Origin of the sequence: Streptomyces panaciradicis, from assembly GCF_023516615.1 — a bacterium.
In the GTDB taxonomy this organism is placed as follows: domain Bacteria; phylum Actinomycetota; class Actinomycetes; order Streptomycetales; family Streptomycetaceae; genus Streptomyces; species Streptomyces panaciradicis.
Genome location: NZ_JAMGBF010000036.1, coordinates 20395 through 38830, shown reverse-complemented (window position 1 = coordinate 38830; position 18436 = coordinate 20395). Strand labels below are relative to the sequence as shown.

At 73.2% G+C, this 18436-nt stretch carries 19 protein-coding genes and 1 pseudogene; 10 read left to right on the top strand and 10 right to left on the bottom strand.

The window, feature by feature from the left end:
- The gene (locus M8J74_RS14675; protein ID WP_249836819.1) at positions 1-711 is read right to left on the bottom strand and encodes a nucleopolyhedrovirus P10 family protein; all 711 of its coding nucleotides are present in this window, start codon (positions 709-711) and stop codon (positions 1-3) included.
- Positions 712-799: 88 nt separating this feature from the next.
- Here M8J74_RS14675 and M8J74_RS14670 point away from each other — a divergent pair, with 88 nt between their 5' ends.
- The 5 genes from M8J74_RS14670 to amaP are packed head-to-tail and all read left to right on the top strand — an operon-like array spanning position 800 to position 3134.
- Positions 800-1297, top strand: a complete 498-nt coding sequence (locus tag M8J74_RS14670; protein ID WP_249836818.1) for an Asp23/Gls24 family envelope stress response protein — start codon at positions 800-802, stop codon at positions 1295-1297.
- Positions 1298-1334: 37 nt separating this feature from the next.
- Positions 1335-1520, top strand: coding sequence for a hypothetical protein (locus M8J74_RS14665; RefSeq protein ID WP_062649848.1), 186 nt, complete (start codon positions 1335-1337; stop codon positions 1518-1520).
- A gap of 5 nt (positions 1521-1525) precedes the next feature.
- A complete protein-coding gene (locus M8J74_RS14660) occupies positions 1526-1909 on the top strand; it encodes an Asp23/Gls24 family envelope stress response protein (protein ID WP_283948176.1) in 384 nt (127 codons plus the stop codon).
- Complete coding sequence (locus M8J74_RS14655; RefSeq protein ID WP_249836816.1) at positions 1906-2550, top strand: DUF6286 domain-containing protein; 645 nt, start codon at positions 1906-1908, stop codon at positions 2548-2550. Before M8J74_RS14660 ends, M8J74_RS14655 begins: the two co-directional genes overlap by 4 nt.
- A gap of 5 nt (positions 2551-2555) precedes the next feature.
- On the top strand, positions 2556-3134 hold the full coding sequence (gene amaP, locus M8J74_RS14650) for an alkaline shock response membrane anchor protein AmaP (RefSeq protein ID WP_249836815.1): 579 nt from the start codon (positions 2556-2558) through the stop codon (positions 3132-3134).
- A gap of 15 nt (positions 3135-3149) precedes the next feature.
- On the opposite strand, the gene M8J74_RS14645 is transcribed toward amaP, so the two are convergent.
- From M8J74_RS14645 to M8J74_RS14625, 5 genes are all read right to left on the bottom strand, one after another.
- Positions 3150-3905 carry an SDR family oxidoreductase gene (locus tag M8J74_RS14645; protein WP_249836814.1) on the bottom strand — a complete coding sequence of 252 codons (756 nt, stop codon included), beginning with the start codon at positions 3903-3905 and terminating at the stop codon, positions 3150-3152.
- A gap of 5 nt (positions 3906-3910) precedes the next feature.
- Complete coding sequence (locus M8J74_RS14640) at positions 3911-5698, bottom strand: glycoside hydrolase family 15 protein (protein WP_249836813.1); 1788 nt, start codon at positions 5696-5698, stop codon at positions 3911-3913.
- Positions 5699-5779: 81 nt separating this feature from the next.
- A complete protein-coding gene (locus M8J74_RS14635; protein ID WP_249836812.1) occupies positions 5780-6571 on the bottom strand; it encodes an SURF1 family cytochrome oxidase biogenesis protein in 792 nt (263 codons plus the stop codon).
- 50 nt (positions 6572-6621) lie between these two features.
- Positions 6622-6855: a metallothionein gene (locus tag M8J74_RS14630; protein WP_063824492.1), complete on the bottom strand. Its 234-nt coding sequence runs from the start codon at positions 6853-6855 to the stop codon at positions 6622-6624.
- Between the two features lie 80 nt (positions 6856-6935).
- On the bottom strand, positions 6936-7916 hold the full coding sequence (locus M8J74_RS14625) for a DEDDh family exonuclease (RefSeq protein WP_249836811.1): 981 nt from the start codon (positions 7914-7916) through the stop codon (positions 6936-6938).
- A 199-nt stretch (positions 7917-8115) separates the two neighbouring features.
- On the opposite strand from M8J74_RS14625, the gene M8J74_RS14620 reads away from it, so the two are divergent.
- From M8J74_RS14620 to M8J74_RS14610, 3 genes and pseudogenes are all read left to right on the top strand, one after another.
- Positions 8116-8829 carry a VIT1/CCC1 transporter family protein gene (locus tag M8J74_RS14620; RefSeq protein ID WP_249836810.1) on the top strand — a complete coding sequence of 238 codons (714 nt, stop codon included), beginning with the start codon at positions 8116-8118 and terminating at the stop codon, positions 8827-8829.
- Between the two features lie 81 nt (positions 8830-8910).
- Positions 8911-9279, top strand: a pseudogene (locus tag M8J74_RS14615) (lysoplasmalogenase family protein); the annotation flags it as partial.
- 36 nt (positions 9280-9315) lie between these two features.
- Positions 9316-10362, top strand: a complete 1047-nt coding sequence (locus tag M8J74_RS14610) for a zinc-dependent alcohol dehydrogenase family protein (RefSeq protein WP_249836809.1) — start codon at positions 9316-9318, stop codon at positions 10360-10362.
- Between the two features lie 14 nt (positions 10363-10376).
- On the opposite strand, the gene M8J74_RS14605 is transcribed toward M8J74_RS14610, so the two are convergent.
- The 4 genes from M8J74_RS14605 to M8J74_RS14590 form a co-directional block, all read right to left on the bottom strand.
- A complete protein-coding gene (locus M8J74_RS14605; RefSeq protein WP_249836808.1) occupies positions 10377-11387 on the bottom strand; it encodes a CopD family protein in 1011 nt (336 codons plus the stop codon).
- A 101-nt stretch (positions 11388-11488) separates the two neighbouring features.
- Positions 11489-12853, bottom strand: a complete 1365-nt coding sequence (locus M8J74_RS14600; RefSeq protein ID WP_249836807.1) for a CoA transferase — start codon at positions 12851-12853, stop codon at positions 11489-11491.
- A 53-nt stretch (positions 12854-12906) separates the two neighbouring features.
- Positions 12907-14439 carry a S8 family peptidase gene (locus M8J74_RS14595; RefSeq protein ID WP_249836806.1) on the bottom strand — a complete coding sequence of 511 codons (1533 nt, stop codon included), beginning with the start codon at positions 14437-14439 and terminating at the stop codon, positions 12907-12909.
- Positions 14440-14540: 101 nt separating this feature from the next.
- Complete coding sequence (locus M8J74_RS14590; protein WP_249836805.1) at positions 14541-16070, bottom strand: S8 family peptidase; 1530 nt, start codon at positions 16068-16070, stop codon at positions 14541-14543.
- 251 nt (positions 16071-16321) lie between these two features.
- On the opposite strand from M8J74_RS14590, the gene M8J74_RS14585 reads away from it, so the two are divergent.
- Both M8J74_RS14585 and M8J74_RS14580 read left to right on the top strand, forming a co-directional pair.
- The gene (locus tag M8J74_RS14585; protein WP_058926145.1) at positions 16322-16678 is read left to right on the top strand and encodes a DUF485 domain-containing protein; all 357 of its coding nucleotides are present in this window, start codon (positions 16322-16324) and stop codon (positions 16676-16678) included.
- Positions 16675-18300, top strand: coding sequence for a monocarboxylic acid transporter (locus tag M8J74_RS14580; RefSeq protein ID WP_249836804.1), 1626 nt, complete (start codon positions 16675-16677; stop codon positions 18298-18300). The genes M8J74_RS14585 and M8J74_RS14580 overlap by 4 nt, the downstream gene beginning before the upstream one ends.
- Positions 18301-18436 lie beyond the last annotated feature (136 nt).

Below are 18436 nucleotides of genomic sequence, written 5' to 3'. Positions count from 1 at the left end.
TCAGACGATCGCCGTGACGAGCACCGCCACCGTCGGGTGATCCGGTAGCGCCTCGGCGACCACCGCCCGGACCTCCCGGGCCACCTCCACGGCCCGGTGGTCCGCGCGCACCGCGATCTCCACGCGCGCGTGGCGGCGCGGCAGGGCGCCCTCCCGGTGCCGCTCCTCGAGGTGCACCGCGCGGCCCAGGCCGGCGGTGAGACGGTCGACGCCGGGGACCGACAGCGCGGCGGAGGCCGCGCGCGTCTCCTCCCCGGCGGCCGGCTCCCCGGCCGGCGGCGGACCGGGCGCCGCCACCGCGGCCGGTGGCGGCACCTCGTCCAGCAGGGACGTGACCCGCAGGTCCACCTCCGTCACCGTCAGGCCGAGCAGCTCCGCCGCCGCGTCCGCCAGCGTCGTCCGCACCCAGGCGGCCGTCACCGGCAGCGGTTCGGCCGGCGACGCCGCGAGGTCCGCCGACACCCGCAGCGGACCGGGCGGCAGGGCGCTCGGCGGCGGCGGGACGACGGGCTCGTCCGTGTCCTGCGGATCGGCGAGGCCGATGCGGAGCACGTCCAGCCGTACGCCGCGCAGTTCCCCCGCGGCCCGCCGCAGTGCCGCCGCAGCGGCCTCCTCCGAGATCCACGCGCCGTCGCGCGGCCCGCCCAGCGGCAGCAGCCTGCCCAGCCCCAGCCGGTGCCGCACCGTCCGCGTCCATCCGTCCGCCGTCATTCCTCCAGCCTGCCGCATCCCGGGCGCGCTGCGGCGTTGCGCCACTTACCGTGGTCACAGGACGACGAACCGAAAGGGACGTGCGGCGATGACGGACATGACGGAACCGAACCGGACGGGGACCCCGGGAGTCGAGACGGAGGTGCCGGAGACCTCCGGTACCCGGAAGGCGCAGATGACCCGGCGCGGTGGCGGAGACCCCGGCGCCCGCGGCCGGACGACGATCGCCGACGGGGTCGTGGAGAAGATCGCCGGGCTGGCCGCCCGGGACGTGCTCGGCGTCCACGCCCTGGGCAGCGGGCTCAGCCGCACCTTCGGGGCGGTGCGCGACCGGGTGCCCGGCGGCTCGAAGTCCGTGACACGCGGCGTGAAGGTCGAGGTCGGCGAGGTGCAGACGGCGCTCGACCTGGAGCTCGTCGTCGACTACGGCGTGTCGATCTCCGACGTCGCCCGCGCCGTGCGGGAGAACGTCATCGCGGCGGTGGAGCGGATGACCGGCCTGGAAGTGGTCGAGGTCAACATCGCGGTGAGCGACGTGAAGCTGCCCGAGGAAGAGGACGAGGAGCCGGAGCCCCGGCTCCAGTGACCGGTGGGCGAGCGGACAACCGTGAGGGGAGCGCACGATGAGCATGGCCGTGGTCGGCATGATCGCCGGAATGGCCCTGGGCTTCGCCGGCTATTTCGGCGGCTTCGGAGCCTTCCTGCTGGTGGCCGCCCTGGGCGCCGTCGGTTTCGTGGTGGGCCGGTTCCTGGAGGGGGACCTGGAACTGGGCGACTTCTTCCGCACCCGTGACGACCGGCGGCGGTGACGGCGTTGACCACAGTGCACGAGGGCGTCGGCGAGCGGGGCGGACCGCGCGGCGCCGTCGCGCCGGGGGAGCGCGGTGCCACCCGGATCGCCGACCGGGTCGTGGCCAAGATCGCCGCGCAGGCGGCCCGTGAACGCCTCGGCGACCAGTCGAGGCGGGCCGCGTCCCCGCACGCCACGGTCGCCGTCCACCACGGGACCGTCCGTGTCCGGCTCCATCTCGAACTCGACTACCCCTGCGACATCGGGGCCCGGTGCGCGGATGTGCGTCGACATGTCGCTTCCCGGGTACGCGCGTTGGTGGGCATGGAGGTGCCGGAGGTCGCCGTTCACGTGGAGCGGCTGCACCTGCCCCCGGCACACGGCGCGGCACAGGGGAGGACGCGATGAGCGAGCTCCAGGGCTCCGAGGGCATCACACAGCGGCTGCCGGTGATCGAGAGAGCACCGGAGGAGGAGCCCGACCACGGGCCGCTACCGCCGACGGGCGTTCAGGGCCGCTTCTGGTCCGCGCGCCGCGTCCCCGCGGCCGTCGTGGCGGTGCTGCTGCTGGCCGTCGCGGGCACCTTCCTCTACGACGTCGCGGCCGTCCGGGCCCACCGGCCCGCGATGGCCTGGCGCCGCGAACTGGCCCGGCAGCTCGCGCAGCGCCCCCTCGACGACCTCTGGGTCCTGGTCGGCGCCGGGGTCGCCGCGGCTCTCGGCCTCTGGCTGATCGTGCTCGCCTGCACCCCCGGCCTGCGCGGCGTCCTGCCGATGCGGCGCGTGCACCCCGACGTCCACGCCGGCCTGCACCGCGAGGCCGCCGCCCTCGTCCTGCGCGACCGCGCCATGGAGGTGGCCGGCGTCCAGTCGGTGCGCATCCGCGTGCGCCGTTCCCGCGCAGACGTCCGCGCCGTCTCCCACTTCCGTGACCTGGACGACGTGCGGGCCGACCTGAACGCGGCCCTGGAGTACGCGATCGAGGGCCTCGGCCTCGCCCGTCCCCCCGCGCTGTCGGTCCATGTACGGCGACCCGGGCGAAAGGGGTGAGCGGGATGCTCCGCATCGTCAACCGCGTACTGATCGGGCTCGTCGGGCTCGTGCTGGTCGTCGTCGGTGGCTCGGTGCTCGCCGTCGGGCTGGGCGCGCCGCCGCCCTCCTGGTGGATCCACGACGGGCGGCACGACGTCCTGCTCAGCGACGCCGAGCGGACGAAGTGGCAGGGCCACGGCTGGTGGTGGCCGACCGTTCTGGCCGTCCTCGCGGTCCTCGTGCTGCTCGCCCTGTGGTGGCTGACGGCCGTGCTGCGCCGCCGCCGTCTCACCGAGGTCCTGGTCGACACCGGAGACGGCGAGGGCGCGCTGCTGCGGGGCCGGGCCCTGGAGAACGTCCTGGCGGGCGACGCGGCCGAACTCGACGGCGTGGCCCACGCGCAGGCCCGGCTGACCGGCCGCCGTACCGCCCCCGGTTCCCGTGTGCGGCTCCTGCTGGAACCCCACGTGGACCCGGCGGCGGCCCTGCACCACCTCGCCACCGGGTCCCTGACGCGCGCCCGCGCCTCGGCGGGACTCGCCGCGCTGCCCTCCGAGGTCCGCATGAAGGCGGTCAAGCACCGTGCGGAGAGGGTCAGTTGAGCCTGCGGTCCGGGTTCAGAACCCGTGCCGCATACCGCCGTCGACCGGCACCATGATCCCGGTCAGGTAGGAGGCGGCCGGCGACAGCAGGAATGCCGCCGTCCGCCCGAACTCCTCCGGCCTGCCGTAGCGCCGCAGCGGGATACGGGACTCATGGGCCGTCCGCGTGGCCTGCGGGTCCGCGGACATGCCGTCGAGCTCGCGGACCCGGTCGGTGTCGATCCGGGCCGGCAGCAGCCCGACGACCCGGATGCCGCGCGGCCCCAGCTCGTCGGCGATCGACTTCGCGAACCCGGCGAGCCCCGGGCGCAGACCGTTGGAGATCGTCAGCCCCGGAATCGGCTCGTGCACGGACCCCGACAGCACGAACCCGATGACACCCCCCGCCTCCAGCTCCTGCGCCGCCGCCCGGGCCAGCCGCACCGCGCCGAGGAACACCGACTCGAAGGCGGCGTCCCACTGCTCGTCGGTGTTGTCGGCGACGAACCCGGGCGCGGGCCCGCCCACGCTCACCAGGATGCCGTCGAACCCGCCGAACCTCTCCCGCGCGGCCTCGATCAGCCGGGCCGGCGCCTGCGGGTCGGCGTTGTCGACGGCCACCCCGAAGGCGTTCGGCCCCAACTCGCCCGCCGCGTCGGCCACCCGCTTCTCGTCCCGGCCGGTCACGACGACCTTCGCGCCGTCGGCCACCAGCTCCCGTGCCGCCGCGTTGCCCAGGCCGCGCGTGGCCCCGGTGACGACGTACACCCGGTCCTTCAGTCCAAGATCCATGGCCCCTATCCTGCCTCCCCGTCCCCGGACAGGGCGAGGGCGGTGTTGACCAGACCGACGTGACTGAAGGCCTGCGGGAAGTTGCCCAGCTGACGTCCGCTCACCGGGTCGTACTCCTCGGACAGCAGTCCCACGTCGTTGCAGAGGCCCACCAGCCGTTCGAACAGCTCCCGTGCCTCCTCGCTGCGGCCCGTCATGTGCAGGGCGTCCGCGAGCCAGAACGAGCACACCAGGAACGTGCCCTCGTCGCCGGGCAGCCCGTCGACGGTCGTGCCGTCCGTGCTGTAGCGGCGCAGCAGGCCGTGGTGCCCCAGCTCGCCGCGGATCGCCTCGATGGTCCCGGTGACCCGTGGATCGTCCGGCGGCAGGAAGCCCAGGCGCGGGATCAGCAGCAGCGCGGCGTCGAGCTCGCGGGAGCCGTAGGACTGCGTGAAGGTGTTGCGTTCGGCGTCGTAGCCCTTCTCGCACACCTCCTGGTGCACCTCCTCGCGCAGCGCGCGCCAGCGGTCGAGGTCCCCGCCGAGATCCGGTTCCTCCTCCAGCGTCCGCACCGCGCGGTCGGCGGCCACCCACACCATGATCTTGGAGTGGACGAAGTGGCGTCTGCCGCCGCGCACCTCCCACAGCCCCTCGTCGGGCTGCCGCCACTCGTCGCACAGCCAGTCCATCAGCGCCCGCTGGATCGACCACATGTGCGGCCGCGGGGGCAGGCCCGAACGGCGGGCCAGCGCCAGCGAGTCCATGACCTCGCCGTACACGTCGAGCTGGAGCTGGTTGACGGCCTCGTTGCCGATCCGTACGGGCGCCGAGCCGTCGAAGCCCGACAGCCACGGCAGCTCCGTCTCCGGCAGCCGCCGCTCGCCCGCGAGGCCGTACATGATCTGCAGGTCGGCGGGGTCGCCGGCGACCGCGCGCAGCAGCCAGTTCCGCCAGGCCTCCGCCTCCTTGCGGTAGCCCGCCGCCAGGCCGGCGTTGAGGGTCAGGGTGGAGTCGCGCAGCCAGCAGTAGCGGTAGTCCCAGTTGCGGACGCCGCCCGGCTCCTCGGGCAGCGAGGTGGTGGCGGCGGCGACGATGCCGCCGGTCGGCCGGTAGGTCAGCGCCTTGAGGGTGATCAGGGAGCGCACGACGGCGTCGCGGTACGGGCCGTCGTAGCGGCAGCGCCGCACCCACTTGCGCCAGTCCTTGACGCTGGCGTGCACCGCCTTGTGCGGGTCGACGAGGGGTGGCCGCTGCTGGTGCGAGGGATGCCAGGTCAGGACGAACGCGACCTTCTCCCCCTCCTCCACGGTGAACTCCGAGTAGGTGGTCAGGTCCTCGCCCCAGGTGCGCACGGAGGGCTCGCTGCGCAGCCACACCGAGTCCGGCCCGGCGACCGCGACGCGGTGCCCGTCGGACTTGCGCATCCACGGCACGATCGAGCCGTAGTCGAAGCGCAGGCGCAGCGTGCTGCGGACGGTCACCCGGCCGCTCAGGCCCTCGACGACGCGCACCAGGTCGGGGGCGCGGTCGCGTTGCGGCATCAGGTCGGTGACGCGGATCGCGCCCTCGGCGGTCTCCCACTCCGTGTCCAGGACGAGGGTGTCCGGGCGGTAGGCGCGGCGGGTGCAGGGCCCGTCGACGTCCCTGGGGGCGATACGCCAGTGGCCGTTCTCCTCGTCGCCGAGCAGCCGGGCGAAACAGGCCCCCGAGTCGAAGCGGGGCAGGCACAGCCAGTCCACGGAGCCGTCCCGGCCGACCAGGGCCGCGGTCTGCTCGTCGCCGATGAGGGCGTAGTCCTCGATACGGGGATGCACGAAGGTGCGGGTTCCCGGCCTGCGGAGCGGGCAATCAGGGGGTGGGCCGGGGGAGTGAGTGCGCCGGGGCGGACCGGCGGGTCACACCGAGGCGGGGGTCGCCTCCGTCTGGGCCTCCCGGGCCGCCGCCGCCCGGTCGCGGCGCTCCCGGCGCACCAGGACCCACCAGCCGTACGGCACACCGGCCGCGAACAGCCACCACTGGATCATGTACGCGTAGTTCAGCGGGGCGTCCTCCTTGCCCGGGTCGGAGATCTGCTCCGGGCTGCCGCCCTTCGGCTCGGGCGCCGTCTGCTGGATGTAGCCGCCGAGGACCTCGGCGTGCAGGCGCCGGGCCTGCTCCTCGCTGTTGATCAGCATGATCTGCCGGGCCGGCAGCCCCTTGAGGTCCTTGATGCCGCTCGCCGACGTCGTCTCGTCGGGCATCAGCCGGCCCTGGACGGTGACCTGGCCGCTCGGCGGCGCGGGAACCCTGGGGAAGGTGGTCTGGCTCGGGCCGTCGGAGGGGATCCAGCCCCGGTTGACCAGCAGCACCCGGCCGTCCGACAGCACGAAGGGGGTCAGGACGTGGTAGCCGACCTCGTCGTCGGAGTTGGTGCGGCGGCGGACGACGACCTCGTGCGCGGTGTCGAAGCGCCCCGTCGCGGTCACCGTGCGGTAGCGGTCGTGGGTGGTGACGGCGTGCCCGGGGGAGGTCAGCTCCTCCACGGGGACGGGCTTGGCGTGCAGCGCGTCCGACACCAGCTGGTTGCGCGCGGAGCGCATCTCGTAGCGGTGCATCTGCCAGATGCCCAGCCTGATCATCGTGGGGATGAGCAGCAGGGCGACCAGCGTGAGGATCACCCACTGCCGGGTCAACAGGAAGCGGTACACCCCACGACCGTACCTCTCGGGCCGCGGGGTGCCGTCGCCAGGGGTGTGCCTCAGACGCGGTCGACGATGCCGGCCTTCCCGGCCGCGCGGGCGCAGTGGGCACCGCAGTACCACTGGCCGTCGGCCTCGACGCCCTGACCGATGATCTGCACCCGGCAGTGCTCGCAGATCGGTGCCATGCGATGGATCGCACAGGAGAAGCAGTCGAAGACGTGCACCGCGCCCTGCGCGTGCACCTCAAAGCTCATTCCGTAGTCATTGCCGCAAACTTCGCATCTCGCCATGGGCCACAGGGTGGGCCGTCGGCGCCGCGCGGGCGAGCGGGCGCCGGGCGAGTCGCGCGGCAATCACCCGTCCGTACGGGTCACTCGTCCGCCGGTTCGACGTCCCTGAGCAGCTGTCCGAACGCCGCCTCGTCCACCACCGGCGTCCCGTACTGCCGGGCCTTGACCACTTTCGACGTGCCCGAGTCGGGGTCGTTGGTGACCAGCAGGCTGGTCAGCCGGGACAGGCTGGTGGCGACGTGCAGGCCTGCCTCGGCCGCGCGGTCCTCCAGCAGCTCCCGCTCGACGGAGGTGTCCCCGGAGAAGGCGACCCGCATGCCCTGCTTGAGCGGTTTGCCGTCTTCGTAGCGGCCCGGGTTGGGATGGGGGCATGCGGGCCTTTTGCGGGAGGGGCGCCAACTCGTCGGCCGATAGCCGCCGTAGCCGCCCGCCTGGCGGGGCACCGGCCGGTCCGTGAACTCCGTCAGCGGCCGGCACTCCAGCAGCGGCAGCCGTACGCCGCCCGCCGCCGCGGCCCGCAGGCTCGGCCGGAACGCCTCCGCCAGCACCCGCGCGTCGTCCAGCGCGTGGTGCGCGCGCCGCTGCACCACGCCGAAGTGGGCGGCCAGCGACTCCAGCTTGTGGTTGGGCAGCGGCAACGCCAGCTCCTTGGAGAGCGCGATGGTGCACAGCCGCTGCCGCACCGGCGCCTCCCGGCGGGCGCGCGCGTACTCCCGCGCGATCATCTGCCAGTCGAAGACAGCGTTGTGCGCGACGAGCACCCGGCCCTCCAGGCGGGTCGCGAACTCCTCGGCGATGTCCGTGAAAAGAGGAGCGCTCTCCAGCATCTCGCTCGTCAGGCCGTGGATCCACACCGGGCCCGGGTCCCGCTCCGGGTTGACGAGCGTGTACCAGTGGTCCTCGACCTCGCCGTGCGCGTCCAGCCGGTAGACGGCCGCGGAGATGATGCGGTCGTCCCGGGCCAGGCCGGTCGTCTCCACGTCAACGACCGCGTATCCAGGGGGATACGCCGCCGGCCACCCGGTGGGCAAGGACGCTGCGGTCGTGGGGTCTTCGAGCATGGTCCCTGAGGATACGGGCCATGACTGACAGTCCCGTCCAACAGGGGCTCCACGTACGGAATGTCCGTTCTCGCGGCAATGGGCCCTCCCCAATCCACGGGCACGCCCCGTTCGTTGGTCGAGCCCCTGTGCGATACCGGTGGGGGCCGCGAGAGCGTCGGTGCGCGTGCGAACGGCGTTCGGGTGGCATCCTCCGGGTGTGACCGAACCAACGCACAGCGGCGAAGCCCACGGGGGCGCGCTGGGACAGCGGCTGAACTGGCTGCGCGCGGCCGTGCTCGGCGCGAACGACGGCATCGTCTCCACCGCCGGCCTCGTCGTCGGCGTGGCCGGCGCGACCGACAGCCGCTCCGCGCTGCTCACCGCCGGCCTCGCGGGGCTGCTCGCCGGGTCGATGTCGATGGCCGCGGGCGAGTACGTCTCCGTCTCCACCCAGCGCGACTCCGAGGTGGCCGCCCTCGCCCTGGAGAAGCGGGAGTTGCGCGAACAGCCGGAGGCCGAGCTGGAGGAGCTGACCCAGCTGCTCCAGGAGCGCGGGCTGTCCCACGACGTCGCCCGGGAGGCGGCCGAGCAGCTGACGGAACGTGACGCGCTCAGGGCGCACGCGCGCGTAGAGCTCGGCATCGACCCCGACGAGCTGACCAACCCCTGGCACGCGGCGTGGGCGAGCTTCCTCGCGTTCACCGTCGGCGCGCTGCTGCCGCTGCTCGCGATCGTGCTGCCGCCCGCGGGCTGGCGGCTGTGGATCACCGTGGTGTCGGTCCTCGCGGCCCTCGTCCTGACCGGGTGGAGCAGCGCCCGCCTCGGCGCGGCCGAGCCGGGGCGCGCGGTGCTGCGCAACGCGGTGGGCGGGGCGCTGGCCATGGGGATCACCTACGCGGCGGGGGCGCTGCTGGGAGCGGTCGGGGTGTAGCCGCGCACCGCGGCGGCGGGGGCGCCTTGGCGGAGATCCCCAAAAGCAAGCGCGTACCCCGGCCCTGCGCCACGGCGCCCCCCCCACGCGCGGGCCCGTCTTCTCGCCCCGGTCTACGCCGTCGCCCTCGCCGCCACGGTCGCCCTGCTGTGGCCGGACCTCCCGGCGGACCTGCGCGTCCCGGTCGCCGGCTACAGCACCCTGCTCACGGCCATGGCGTACGGCGCCGCCACCCGGCTCGGCCCCCGGGCCGCCGCCGGCGGCGCGCTCCTCATGCTCTCCGACACCCTGATCGCGACCGGCGTCGCCGACTGGCCGCAGCCGCCGCGGCCCGACCTGTGGATCATGCTGACCTATGCCGCAGCCCAGTTCCTGCTGGTCCAAGGGGCCCTCGACGAGCGGCCCGCGACGGCGACGGCGTACCGTGAAGTGCGCTCGACCACCCCCTGAGCGCGCCCACGACACCGCACGAGAGGGATCCTCGCCATGCGCGCCACCACCATCCACGCCCCGTACGACATGCGCGTGGAGGACGTCCCCGAGCCCGTGGTGCAGCTGCCCACCGACGCCGTCGTGCGGGTGCTGCGTGCCTGCATCTGCGGCAGCGACCTGTGGGCGTACCGCGGCGAGGCCGCCCGGCAGCCGGGACAGCGGATCGGGCACGAGTTCCTCGGTGTCGTCGAGGAGACCGGCAGCGAGGTCGCGGGCTTCCGGCGGGGAGACCTCGTGGTCGCCCCGTTCATGTGGTCCGACGGCGTCTGCGACTACTGCCGGGAGGGCCTGACCACCTCCTGCGAGCACGGCGGCTTCTGGGGCTCCGTCGGCTACGACGGCGGCCAGGGCGAGGCGGTGCGCGTCCCCTTCGCCGACGGCACCCTCGTGCAACTGCCCAAGGAGGCCGCCTCCGACGAGCACCTGCTGTCCGCCCTGCTGACCCTCTCCGACGTCCTGGGCACCGGCCACCACGCGGCCCTCGGCGCCGGCGTCCGCCCGGGCGCCACGGTCGCCGTCGTCGGCGACGGAGCCGTCGGCCTGTGCGCGGTCCTCGCCGCCAAGCGGCTCGGCGCCGAGCGGATCATCGCCCTCGGCCGCCACGAAGTGCGCACCGACATCGCCCGCCGCTTCGGCGCCACCGACGTCGTCGCCGAGCGCGGGGAAGCGGCCGTCGAGGCCGTGCGCGCACTCACCCGCGGCCAGGGCGCGCACGCCGTGGTCGAGGCCGTGGGCACCGAGCAGTCCATGCGCACGGCGGTCGAGATCACCCGCGACGGCGGCGCCATCGGCTTCGTCGGGGTGCCGCACGGCAGCGGCACCGGTCTCGACCTGGGCGTCATGTTCGACCGGAACATCGCGCTGCGCGGCGGGGTGGCACCCGTGCGCGCCTACATCCCGCAGCTGCTGCCCGACGTCCTCGACGGCACCGTGGACCCCTCGCCCGTCTTCGACATGACCGTCGACGTCGAGGGCGTGCCCGACGGCTACAAGGCGATGGACGAGCGCACCGCCCTCAAGGTCCTCGTCACCAACGGCTGATCGACGCGTCGACGTCACGACCAGCGGATCGGCAGCGGCAGCGCCGTCAGCAGACCCGACACGGCGACCACCGCGCCGAGGGCCACGACCTCCGCGCGGGCGGGAGCACAGGCCGTCAGCGGGTCGGCGGCGCGGCGCAGCCGCAGCCGCGCCCACCCGGCGAGCACGGCGACGGCGGCCACCAGGATCACCTTGGCCAGCAGGGTGCGCCCGTAGCCCGTCGTCGTCAGCTGGTCCAGGATCGTCGCCGACGGCATGCGGCGCAGCGAACTCCACACGCCCGTCGCGGTGATGACGCCGAGCAGCACGGCCGCCACGCGCGCGTACAGCCCCAGCAGCGCGGGGCCGGCCTCGGCGCGCCCCCAGCGGCGCAGCGTCCGCAGCGCGTGCAGCAGACCGCCCGTCCACAGTGACGCGCACGTCAGGTGGAGGAGCGTCAGCCCGGATCCGACCAGGGGGGCGTGCTCGGCGGCGGGGTGCGCCCGCAGGGCCTCCGCCACGATCACCGCGGCCACCGGCCAGAGCCGGACGGCCGGGCGGCGCGAGCGGGCGCACAGGAGGGCCGCGAGGAAGGCGTTGACCTCGACCAGGGCGAGCCTGCCGTCCCGCGAGCCGTACAGCCCCCCGACGTCGATCTGGGCCGGGCTGTGCGGCACCAGGTTGCCCGTCGAGACGACCGACGCCAGCCCCAGGGCGGCCACGAGACCGGCGATCGCCGCGTACGGGGCCCAGCTGCGGGGCGCGTCCCCGGGGGCGCCGGGCAGCGAGCGCGCCAGACGGTCCACGAACGCCTCGCCGACCGGGACGCACAGCGCGGCGAACAGCACGGCCCGCAGCAGCCCGATGCCCCGCGTGCCGGGCGCGGCGGCCTCCCCGGTGCCGTGCAGGGCGGCGGACGGGCCCAGCAGCGGTATCAGCGCCGCCAGCGCGACCAGGACCAGGACGGCGACGGCCCCGCCGGCGCCGGGGCGCCGTCCGGGCCCGCTCGCGTCCGCCACCCCGGCGGAGGGTCGTATCGACGTCACCTCGAGAACTTCACCAGCCGTCGCAGAACAGGGCAACCGAAGTAAAACAACTGACGGTACGCCATTCCGCCCGCACAAGAGGTTCTTGGCCGTCCCTTGGCTCAGACCCAACGCGCGGGAGCGGACCCCCACGGCTCCGACGGGCGCGCCCAGCCGGCCGGTCCGCCGTCGAAGGACACCGGCGGCCGGGCGTGCCGCAGTCTTCCCAGGGCGCTGTCGGTCTCGGTCAGCCAGGGCTCCGGTCCGTCGTACGCGGCCTCGCCGTGACCGCCCGCCTCGACGCCGTCCACGAGCCAGCCGGCCGTCCGGGCCAGCGCCAGCCGCACGGACCGGCCGCCGCCGTCGTACGACTGCTCGGTCAGCGCCCGCAGCACCGCTGCCGCCAGCAGATACCCCGTCCCGTGGTCCAGGGCCTGCGCCGGCAGCGCGCCCGGCCGCTCCGGCGAACCCTCCAGGGCGGCGATGCCGGTCGCGACCTGCACCAGGCTGTCGAAGCCCCGGCGCCCGGCCCACGGCCCGCACGCGCCCCACGCCGACACCTGCGCCACGACCAGTCCCGGCCGCCGCTCGGCCAGCGCCTCGGGCGACAGGCCGAACCGGTCCAGGGCGCCCGGACGGTAGCCGGTGACGACGACGTCCGCGCGCGCGAGAAGGTCGTCGAAGGCGCGCCGGTCGGCCCCGAGGTCCAGCAGCGCCGACCGCTTGCCGAAGCCCGTGTCCGCGTGCTGGTCGGGCAGTTCGGGCAGATCCGGGGGGTCCAGGCGCAGGACGTCCGCGCCCAGCAGGGCGAGCGTGCGGGTGGCGACCGGTCCCGCGAGCACCCGGGTCAGGTCCAGGACGCGCAGCCCGGCGGCGGGCAGCAGGACGGGTCCGTCGAGCGGCGGGAGCACGCGCGCGGGAGCGGAGTCCAGCCGCCCGCGCTCGACGAGCGGCCGTCGGCGCACCTCGGTGGCCTGTTCGTGCGCGGCCCACTCCTTCGGCGTCCGCAGCGCCACCGCGAGACCACCGGCCTCGTACACGGCCTCCTCGGCCTCCAGCGACGACCTTCGCGCCAGCGCCGCCTCGACGGCGGCCACGTCCTCGGGCGTCCCCAGCACGTCCAGCAGCCGGGCCCGGTGGTGGGGGTAGTTGGCGTGCGTGCGCACCCATCCGTCCGCGGTCCGCCAGAACCGCGACAGCGGCGCGAAGACGACCGGTGTCCGCCCGTCGACCCGCAGATGCCGCTCACTGTGGAACGCGGTCGCGACCGCCCCGTCGTCGATCCGCACCCGGGGCACCCGCGCGAGCCCGGCCCGCCGCGCCCCCAGCTCGGCGGCGGCCAGCGCGCACGCCCCGACGCAGGCCCGCGCCAGCTCCCGCGCGGGAAGGCGCCCCTGAAGAGCGCCCTCCCGCGCGGTGGTCGACACCCCGGAGAGCAGGGCGGGATCGCCGCCCAGCTCCGACCATGCGAACTTGATTGCAGTCATGACTGCACTATGCAGTATTGACTCAATCAATATATTGACCGGTCAACGGACGATTACTTCGTCACCGCCGCCAGCGCGTCCACGGTGCCCCAGCCGTAGAAGCCGTTGCGGTTCTTCGTGCCCTCGCACACCGCGTCGACCTTGCCGTCGCCGTCGATGTCGTACGGGTCCGTGCACGGCGTGCCGTCGGCCTCGGCGTACAGCAGCGCCTTCACCAGGGCCGGCGAGGCGTGCGGATGCGTCGACTTGATCAGTGCGGCGACCGCCGCGACGTGCGGCGACGCCATCGACGTCCCCGCCATGTAGCCCCACTTGCCGCCGGGCAGCGTGCCCAGGATCAGGCCGCTGGTGGCCGGCGGGGCCGGGGTCTGGTAGCGGGTGGAGTCGCCGCCCGGCGCGGCGACGTCGATGACGCCGAGGCCGTAGTTGGAGAAGGACGACTTCAGGCCCTTGGCGCCCGTGGCCGCGACCGTCACCACACCCGGCAACTGGGTCGGTATGTCGAAGCACTTGGTCGGGTCGATCACCCGGTCCGAGGGCGTGCCGTCGTTCGGCGACACCGGGTCGGTGATCGTGTCGGCGGCGAGGTCGTAGTTCTCGTTGCCGGCCGCCGCCACGTTGACCGCGCCCCGTCGCTCCGCGTACCGCGAGGCCCGGGTGACGGCGTCCACCAGCGCCTTCTGGTCCGGGTCGTCGGTGCAGTTGAAGTACCACGGGTCGGTGTAATAGCTGTTGTTCGTCACGTCGACGCCGTGCTCGGCCGCCCACACGAAGCCGCAGACCACGGCCTCCGTGTAGAAGTAGCCGTCCGGGTTGGCCACCTTGATGCCGGCGACCTTCACCCCGGGCGCCACGCCCGTCATGCCGACGCCGTTCTTCGCGGCCGCGATCTCGCCCGCCACGTGCGTGCCGTGCGGGCTCTCCGAGGCGCTCGGCCGCCAGGCGCCGTCCGCCGTGTCCGGCTTGCCCGCCACGCAGTTGACCGACGCCTTGCGGTCGAAGTTGGGCGCGATGTCCGGGTGCGTGTCGTCGACGCCGGTGTCGATGACGGCGACCGTCACCTTCGGGCTGCCCAGCGACACCTCGTGCGCCTTGTCCGCCTTGATGGCGGCCAGGTCCCACTGCTGGGGTTCGAGCGGGTCCTGCCCGTCGGCGGCCCGCGCGGCGGCGACCTCCCGCGCGGAGAGCACCTTCGGCGTGCCCATGTCGTCGGTCGACTGCGCGGGCAGCGGCGCGTTGCGGGTGTTGCCCGCCGACTGCACGCCGGGCACCGCGCGCAGGATCTTGGCGAAGTCGGCGTTCGACGAGTGGACGACGATCACGCCGATCTGGTCGTACGACGTCACGATCGTGCCGCCGGCCTCGGCGATCGCCTTCTTCACGCGCGCCGAAGGGCCGTGCCCGGGGCGGACGTTGACGACGTAGCTGAGCGAGGTGGCGTCGCCGGCCGTGGTCGTGGCCGCGGCCGTCGACGCGGTCTCCGCCGCCGAGGCCGTGATGTTCGGCAGGAACGCGAGAGCCGTCGCCATCGCCATCCCGAGCGGAAGGGCGAGCGCGCGGCGCGAGCGCGGATGAGGCGCTGTCATGTGTCGGGGTCTCCAGTTCGTTCGCGGTACGAGAGGGCCGTGCGGGAGCCCCGGGGGACGCAGGCGTCCCCCGGAGCGGGTGGACGGTGAGCCGGCCGGGGTCACTTCACCGCGCGCAGCGCGTCGACGACGCCGAAGCCGTAGAAGCCGTTGACCCGCTTGGCGCCCACGCAGGTCGCGTCCACCACGCCGTCGCCGTTCCCGTCGTAGGGGTCGCTCGGGCAGCCCGGGTTGACGGCCTCCGCCTTGAGCAGCGCCTGCAGCTGGGCCGGGGTCGCCCACGGGTGCGCCGACTTCAGCAGCGCGGCGACGGCCGCCACGTGCGGTGTGGCCATCGACGTGCCCTGCAGGAAGCCGTACTGGTCGTTGGGCATGGTGGAGAGGATGCGGCCGTTCTTGGACGGCGTGTCCGGGATCTGGTACTTGTCGCCGCCCGGTGCCGCGACGTCCACGACCCCGTAGCCGTAGCTGGAGTAGTACGACTTGGTGCCCTTGACGCCCACCGCGCTGACGGTGACGACGCCCGGCAGCTGGGTCGGCAGGTCGAAGCACTTGTGCGGGTCGACCGTCCGCGTCACCGGGGTGGAGTCGTCGGGGCTGGCGTCGTCGACCAGGGCGTCCGAGTCGAGGTCGTCGTTGGCGTTGCCCGCGGCGGCCACATTGAGCGTGCCCCTGCTCTGCGCGTACAGCTGGGCCCTGTTGACCGAGTCGACGATGGCGCGCTGATCGGGGTCGGCCATGCAGTTGTACTGCCAGGGATCGACGTAGTAGCTGTTGTTGGTGATCTCGACGCCGTGGTCGGCGGCGAACACGAACGCGCAGACCACGCTCTCGGGGAAGAACAGCTGGTTCTCGTCCGGCTGGGCCACCGTGATGCCGGCGACCTTCACGCCGGGCGCGACGCCCGCGACACCGATGCCGTTGCGGGCGGCGGCTATCTCGCCCGCCACATGGGTGCCGTGGTAGTGCTCGGCGTCCACCGGCCGCCAGGAGCCGTACGTCGTGTCCGCCTTGCCGCTGACGCAGTTCGCGGACTGCGAGGGGGAGAAGTTGGGGGCCAGGTCGGGGTGGGTGTCGTCGACGCCCACGTCGATCACCGCGACCGTCACCTTCCTGCTGCCCGGGTCGATCGCGGCCGCCTTGTCGGCGCCGATCGCCCTGAGGTCCCACTGGTCGGCCTCCAGCGGCTCCTCACCGGCCGCCGAGCCCTTCTCCACCTTCGCGGCCTCGGCCTCGGACAGGTACTGCGCGGCGCCCTCGTCCGTCGTCCCCGCCGCCTGCACCGGCGAGGTCCGCGAGGCACCCGCGGACTGCACACCGCGCACCCCGCGTATCTTCTTCGCGAAGTCGAGGTCCGCGGAGTGGACCACGATGACACCGATCCTGTCGTACGACACCACGATCGAACCGCCGGCCGCCTTGATCGCCGCCTTGACCGACTTGATCGTGGAGGAGTCCGTCTTCGTGTTGACGAGGTATGCATACGTGTCCGCGCCGGCGGCCGCCTGAGCGGCAGACTCCACGCGCGGAGCGGCCTGGGCCGCCGCCGGCAGGAAGCCGAGCGAGGCGGTCAGCGACAGCACGACCGGCACCGCGAGAGCGAGCCGACGTCTGGAACGCAGATGAACCATGGGGTCTCCACATCATCCGGAAACGAAGCCGCCCGAGACACAGGTGGTGCTCGGGCAGGTACATGACGGGCGGTCCAGGCCGAAAACTATCTCTGGAAGTCGCTGGTCAGCAATGAGTTGCCCAAGGCGAGTTAGGAAAACGGTCAAGGGAGTTGAACCCGCCCTCGCGCGGCGCCGTGACCTTGGGCAGGGAGCAGCGGGACACGTGCCGGCTCCCCGAGACGACCGCATCCGCAACGCGAGGAGACTACGTGGCCACCGAGACACCGCCCCCCTCGAAGACCCCCACCCGGCTCCCTGCCACCGAGGCGTTCGTCGCCGAGCAGGAGAGCGCGGAATTCGGTGAACTGCGCCGCTCCTACCGCTCGTTCGCCTTTCCGCTGACCGTCGGCTTCATCGCCTGGTACCTGCTGTACGTCCTGCTGTCGAACTACGCGGGCGACTTCATGGGCACGAAGCTGTTCGGCAACATCAACGTGGCCCTCGTCCTCGGCCTCGCGCAGTTCCTGACCACGTTCCTCATCGCCTGGTGGTACTCACGGCACGCCGCCGCCAAGCTCGACCCCAAGGCCGAGGCGATCAAGTCCCGGATGGAGGGCGGCGCATGAGCCCCGCACAGCACACCCTGATCGCGGCCGGCGAGGCGAGCCAGCACCGGACGCTGATCATCACGCTGTTCGCGGTGTTCGTCGCCGCGACCCTCGTGATCACCATCTGGGCCGGCCGCCAGACCAAGGACGCGGCCGACTTCTACGCCGGCGGCCGTCAGTTCACCGGCTTCCAGAACGGCCTCGCCGTCTCCGGCGACTACATGTCCGCCGCGTCCTTCCTCGGCATCGCCGGCGCCATCGCCCTCTTCGGCTACGACGGCTTCCTGTACTCCATCGGCTTCCTCGTCGCCTGGCTGGTCGCCCTGCTCCTGGTCGCCGAACCGCTGCGCAACTCCGGCCGCTACACCATGGGCGACGTCCTCGCCTACCGGATGCGCCAGCGCCCCGTCCGCACCGCGGCCGGCACCTCCACCATCGTCGTCTCGATCTTCTACCTGCTGGCCCAGATGGCCGGCGCCGGCGTCCTGGTCTCCCTGCTGCTCGGCATCACCAGCGACGGCGGCAAGATCGGCATCGTCGCCCTGGTCGGCGTCCTGATGATCGTCTACGTCACCATCGGCGGCATGAAGGGCACCACCTGGGTGCAGATGGTCAAGGCCGTCCTGCTGATCGCCGGCGCCTTGCTGCTCACCTTCCTGGTGCTGCTGAAGTTCCACTTCAACATCTCCGACCTGCTCGGCTCGGCCGCCGACAACAGCGCCAAGGGCTCGGCCTTCCTGGAGCCTGGCCTGAAGTACGGCGCCACGGGCACCACCAAGCTGGACTTCATCTCCCTCGGCATCGCCCTCGTGCTGGGCACCGCCGGCCTGCCGCACATCCTGATCCGCTTCTACACGGTGCCCACCGCCAAGGCCGCCCGTAAGTCCGTGATCTGGGCGATCGGCCTGATCGGCGCCTTCTACCTGATGACCCTCGCCCTCGGCTTCGGCGCCGCCGCGCTGATCAAGCCGGACGAGATCATCGCCTCCAACAAGGCGGGCAACACCGCCGCGCCCCTCCTCGCCCTCCACCTCGGCGGCGTCGACTCCAACTGGGGCGCCATCCTGCTCGCCACGATCTCGGCGGTCGCCTTCGCCACGATCCTTGCGGTCGTCGCCGGCCTCACCCTGGCCTCGTCCTCGTCCTTCGCCCACGACATCTACGCCAACGTCATCAAGAAGGGCACGGCCACCGAGAAGCAGGAGCTCGGCGCCGCCCGCTGGGCCACCGTCGGCATCGGCGCCGTCTCCATCGTCCTGGGCGCCCTCGCCCGCGACCTGAACGTCGCCGGCCTGGTCGCCCTCGCCTTCGCGGTCGCCGCCTCCGCCAACCTCCCGACGATCATCTACAGCCTCTTCTGGAAGCGGTTCACCACCTCCGGCGCCCTGTGGTCGATCTACGGCGGCCTGGTCAGCGCGGTCGGTCTGGTGCTGTTCTCGCCGGTCGTCTCGGGCAAGCCGACGTCGATGTTCCCGGACGTCGACTTCCACTGGTTCCCCCTGGAGAACCCGGGCATCATCTCGATCCCGGTCGGCTTCCTGCTCGGCATTCTCGGCACCTACCTCTCCAAGGAGGAGCCGGACGCCGGCAAGTACGCGGAGCTGGAGGTCCGCTCGCTGACCGGCACCGGCGCCCACTGACACCCCCGCACGCCCCCTGAGCGGCCGCGTCGTAGATCCCTACGACGCGGCCGCGCCGCACCTCGTGGGATCCGGGCCGCTGTCGTTGTCGGTGACGTCACGTAGGCTCGCAAGGGACGGACATGACGACCCGCAC

Coding starts and splice junctions, on each gene's coding strand:
- M8J74_RS14670 (WP_249836818.1), top strand. CDS start 800: ATGACGGACATGACGGAACCGAACCGGACGGGGACCCCGGGAGTCGAG.
- M8J74_RS14595 (WP_249836806.1), bottom strand. CDS start 14,439: ATGACAGCGCCTCATCCGCGCTCGCGCCGCGCGCTCGCCCTTCCGCTC.
- M8J74_RS14580 (WP_249836804.1), top strand. CDS start 16,675: ATGAGCCCCGCACAGCACACCCTGATCGCGGCCGGCGAGGCGAGCCAG.
- M8J74_RS14665 (WP_062649848.1), top strand. CDS start 1,335: ATGAGCATGGCCGTGGTCGGCATGATCGCCGGAATGGCCCTGGGCTTC.
- M8J74_RS14630 (WP_063824492.1), bottom strand. CDS start 6,855: ATGGCGAGATGCGAAGTTTGCGGCAATGACTACGGAATGAGCTTTGAG.
- M8J74_RS14625 (WP_249836811.1), bottom strand. CDS start 7,916: ATGCTCGAAGACCCCACGACCGCAGCGTCCTTGCCCACCGGGTGGCCG.
- M8J74_RS14610 (WP_249836809.1), top strand. CDS start 9,316: ATGCGCGCCACCACCATCCACGCCCCGTACGACATGCGCGTGGAGGAC.
- M8J74_RS14645 (WP_249836814.1), bottom strand. CDS start 3,905: ATGGATCTTGGACTGAAGGACCGGGTGTACGTCGTCACCGGGGCCACG.
- M8J74_RS14600 (WP_249836807.1), bottom strand. CDS start 12,853: ATGACTGCAATCAAGTTCGCATGGTCGGAGCTGGGCGGCGATCCCGCC.
- M8J74_RS14675 (WP_249836819.1), bottom strand. CDS start 711: ATGACGGCGGACGGATGGACGCGGACGGTGCGGCACCGGCTGGGGCTG.
- M8J74_RS14655 (WP_249836816.1), top strand. CDS start 1,906: ATGAGCGAGCTCCAGGGCTCCGAGGGCATCACACAGCGGCTGCCGGTG.
- amaP (WP_249836815.1), top strand. CDS start 2,556: ATGCTCCGCATCGTCAACCGCGTACTGATCGGGCTCGTCGGGCTCGTG.
- M8J74_RS14590 (WP_249836805.1), bottom strand. CDS start 16,070: ATGGTTCATCTGCGTTCCAGACGTCGGCTCGCTCTCGCGGTGCCGGTC.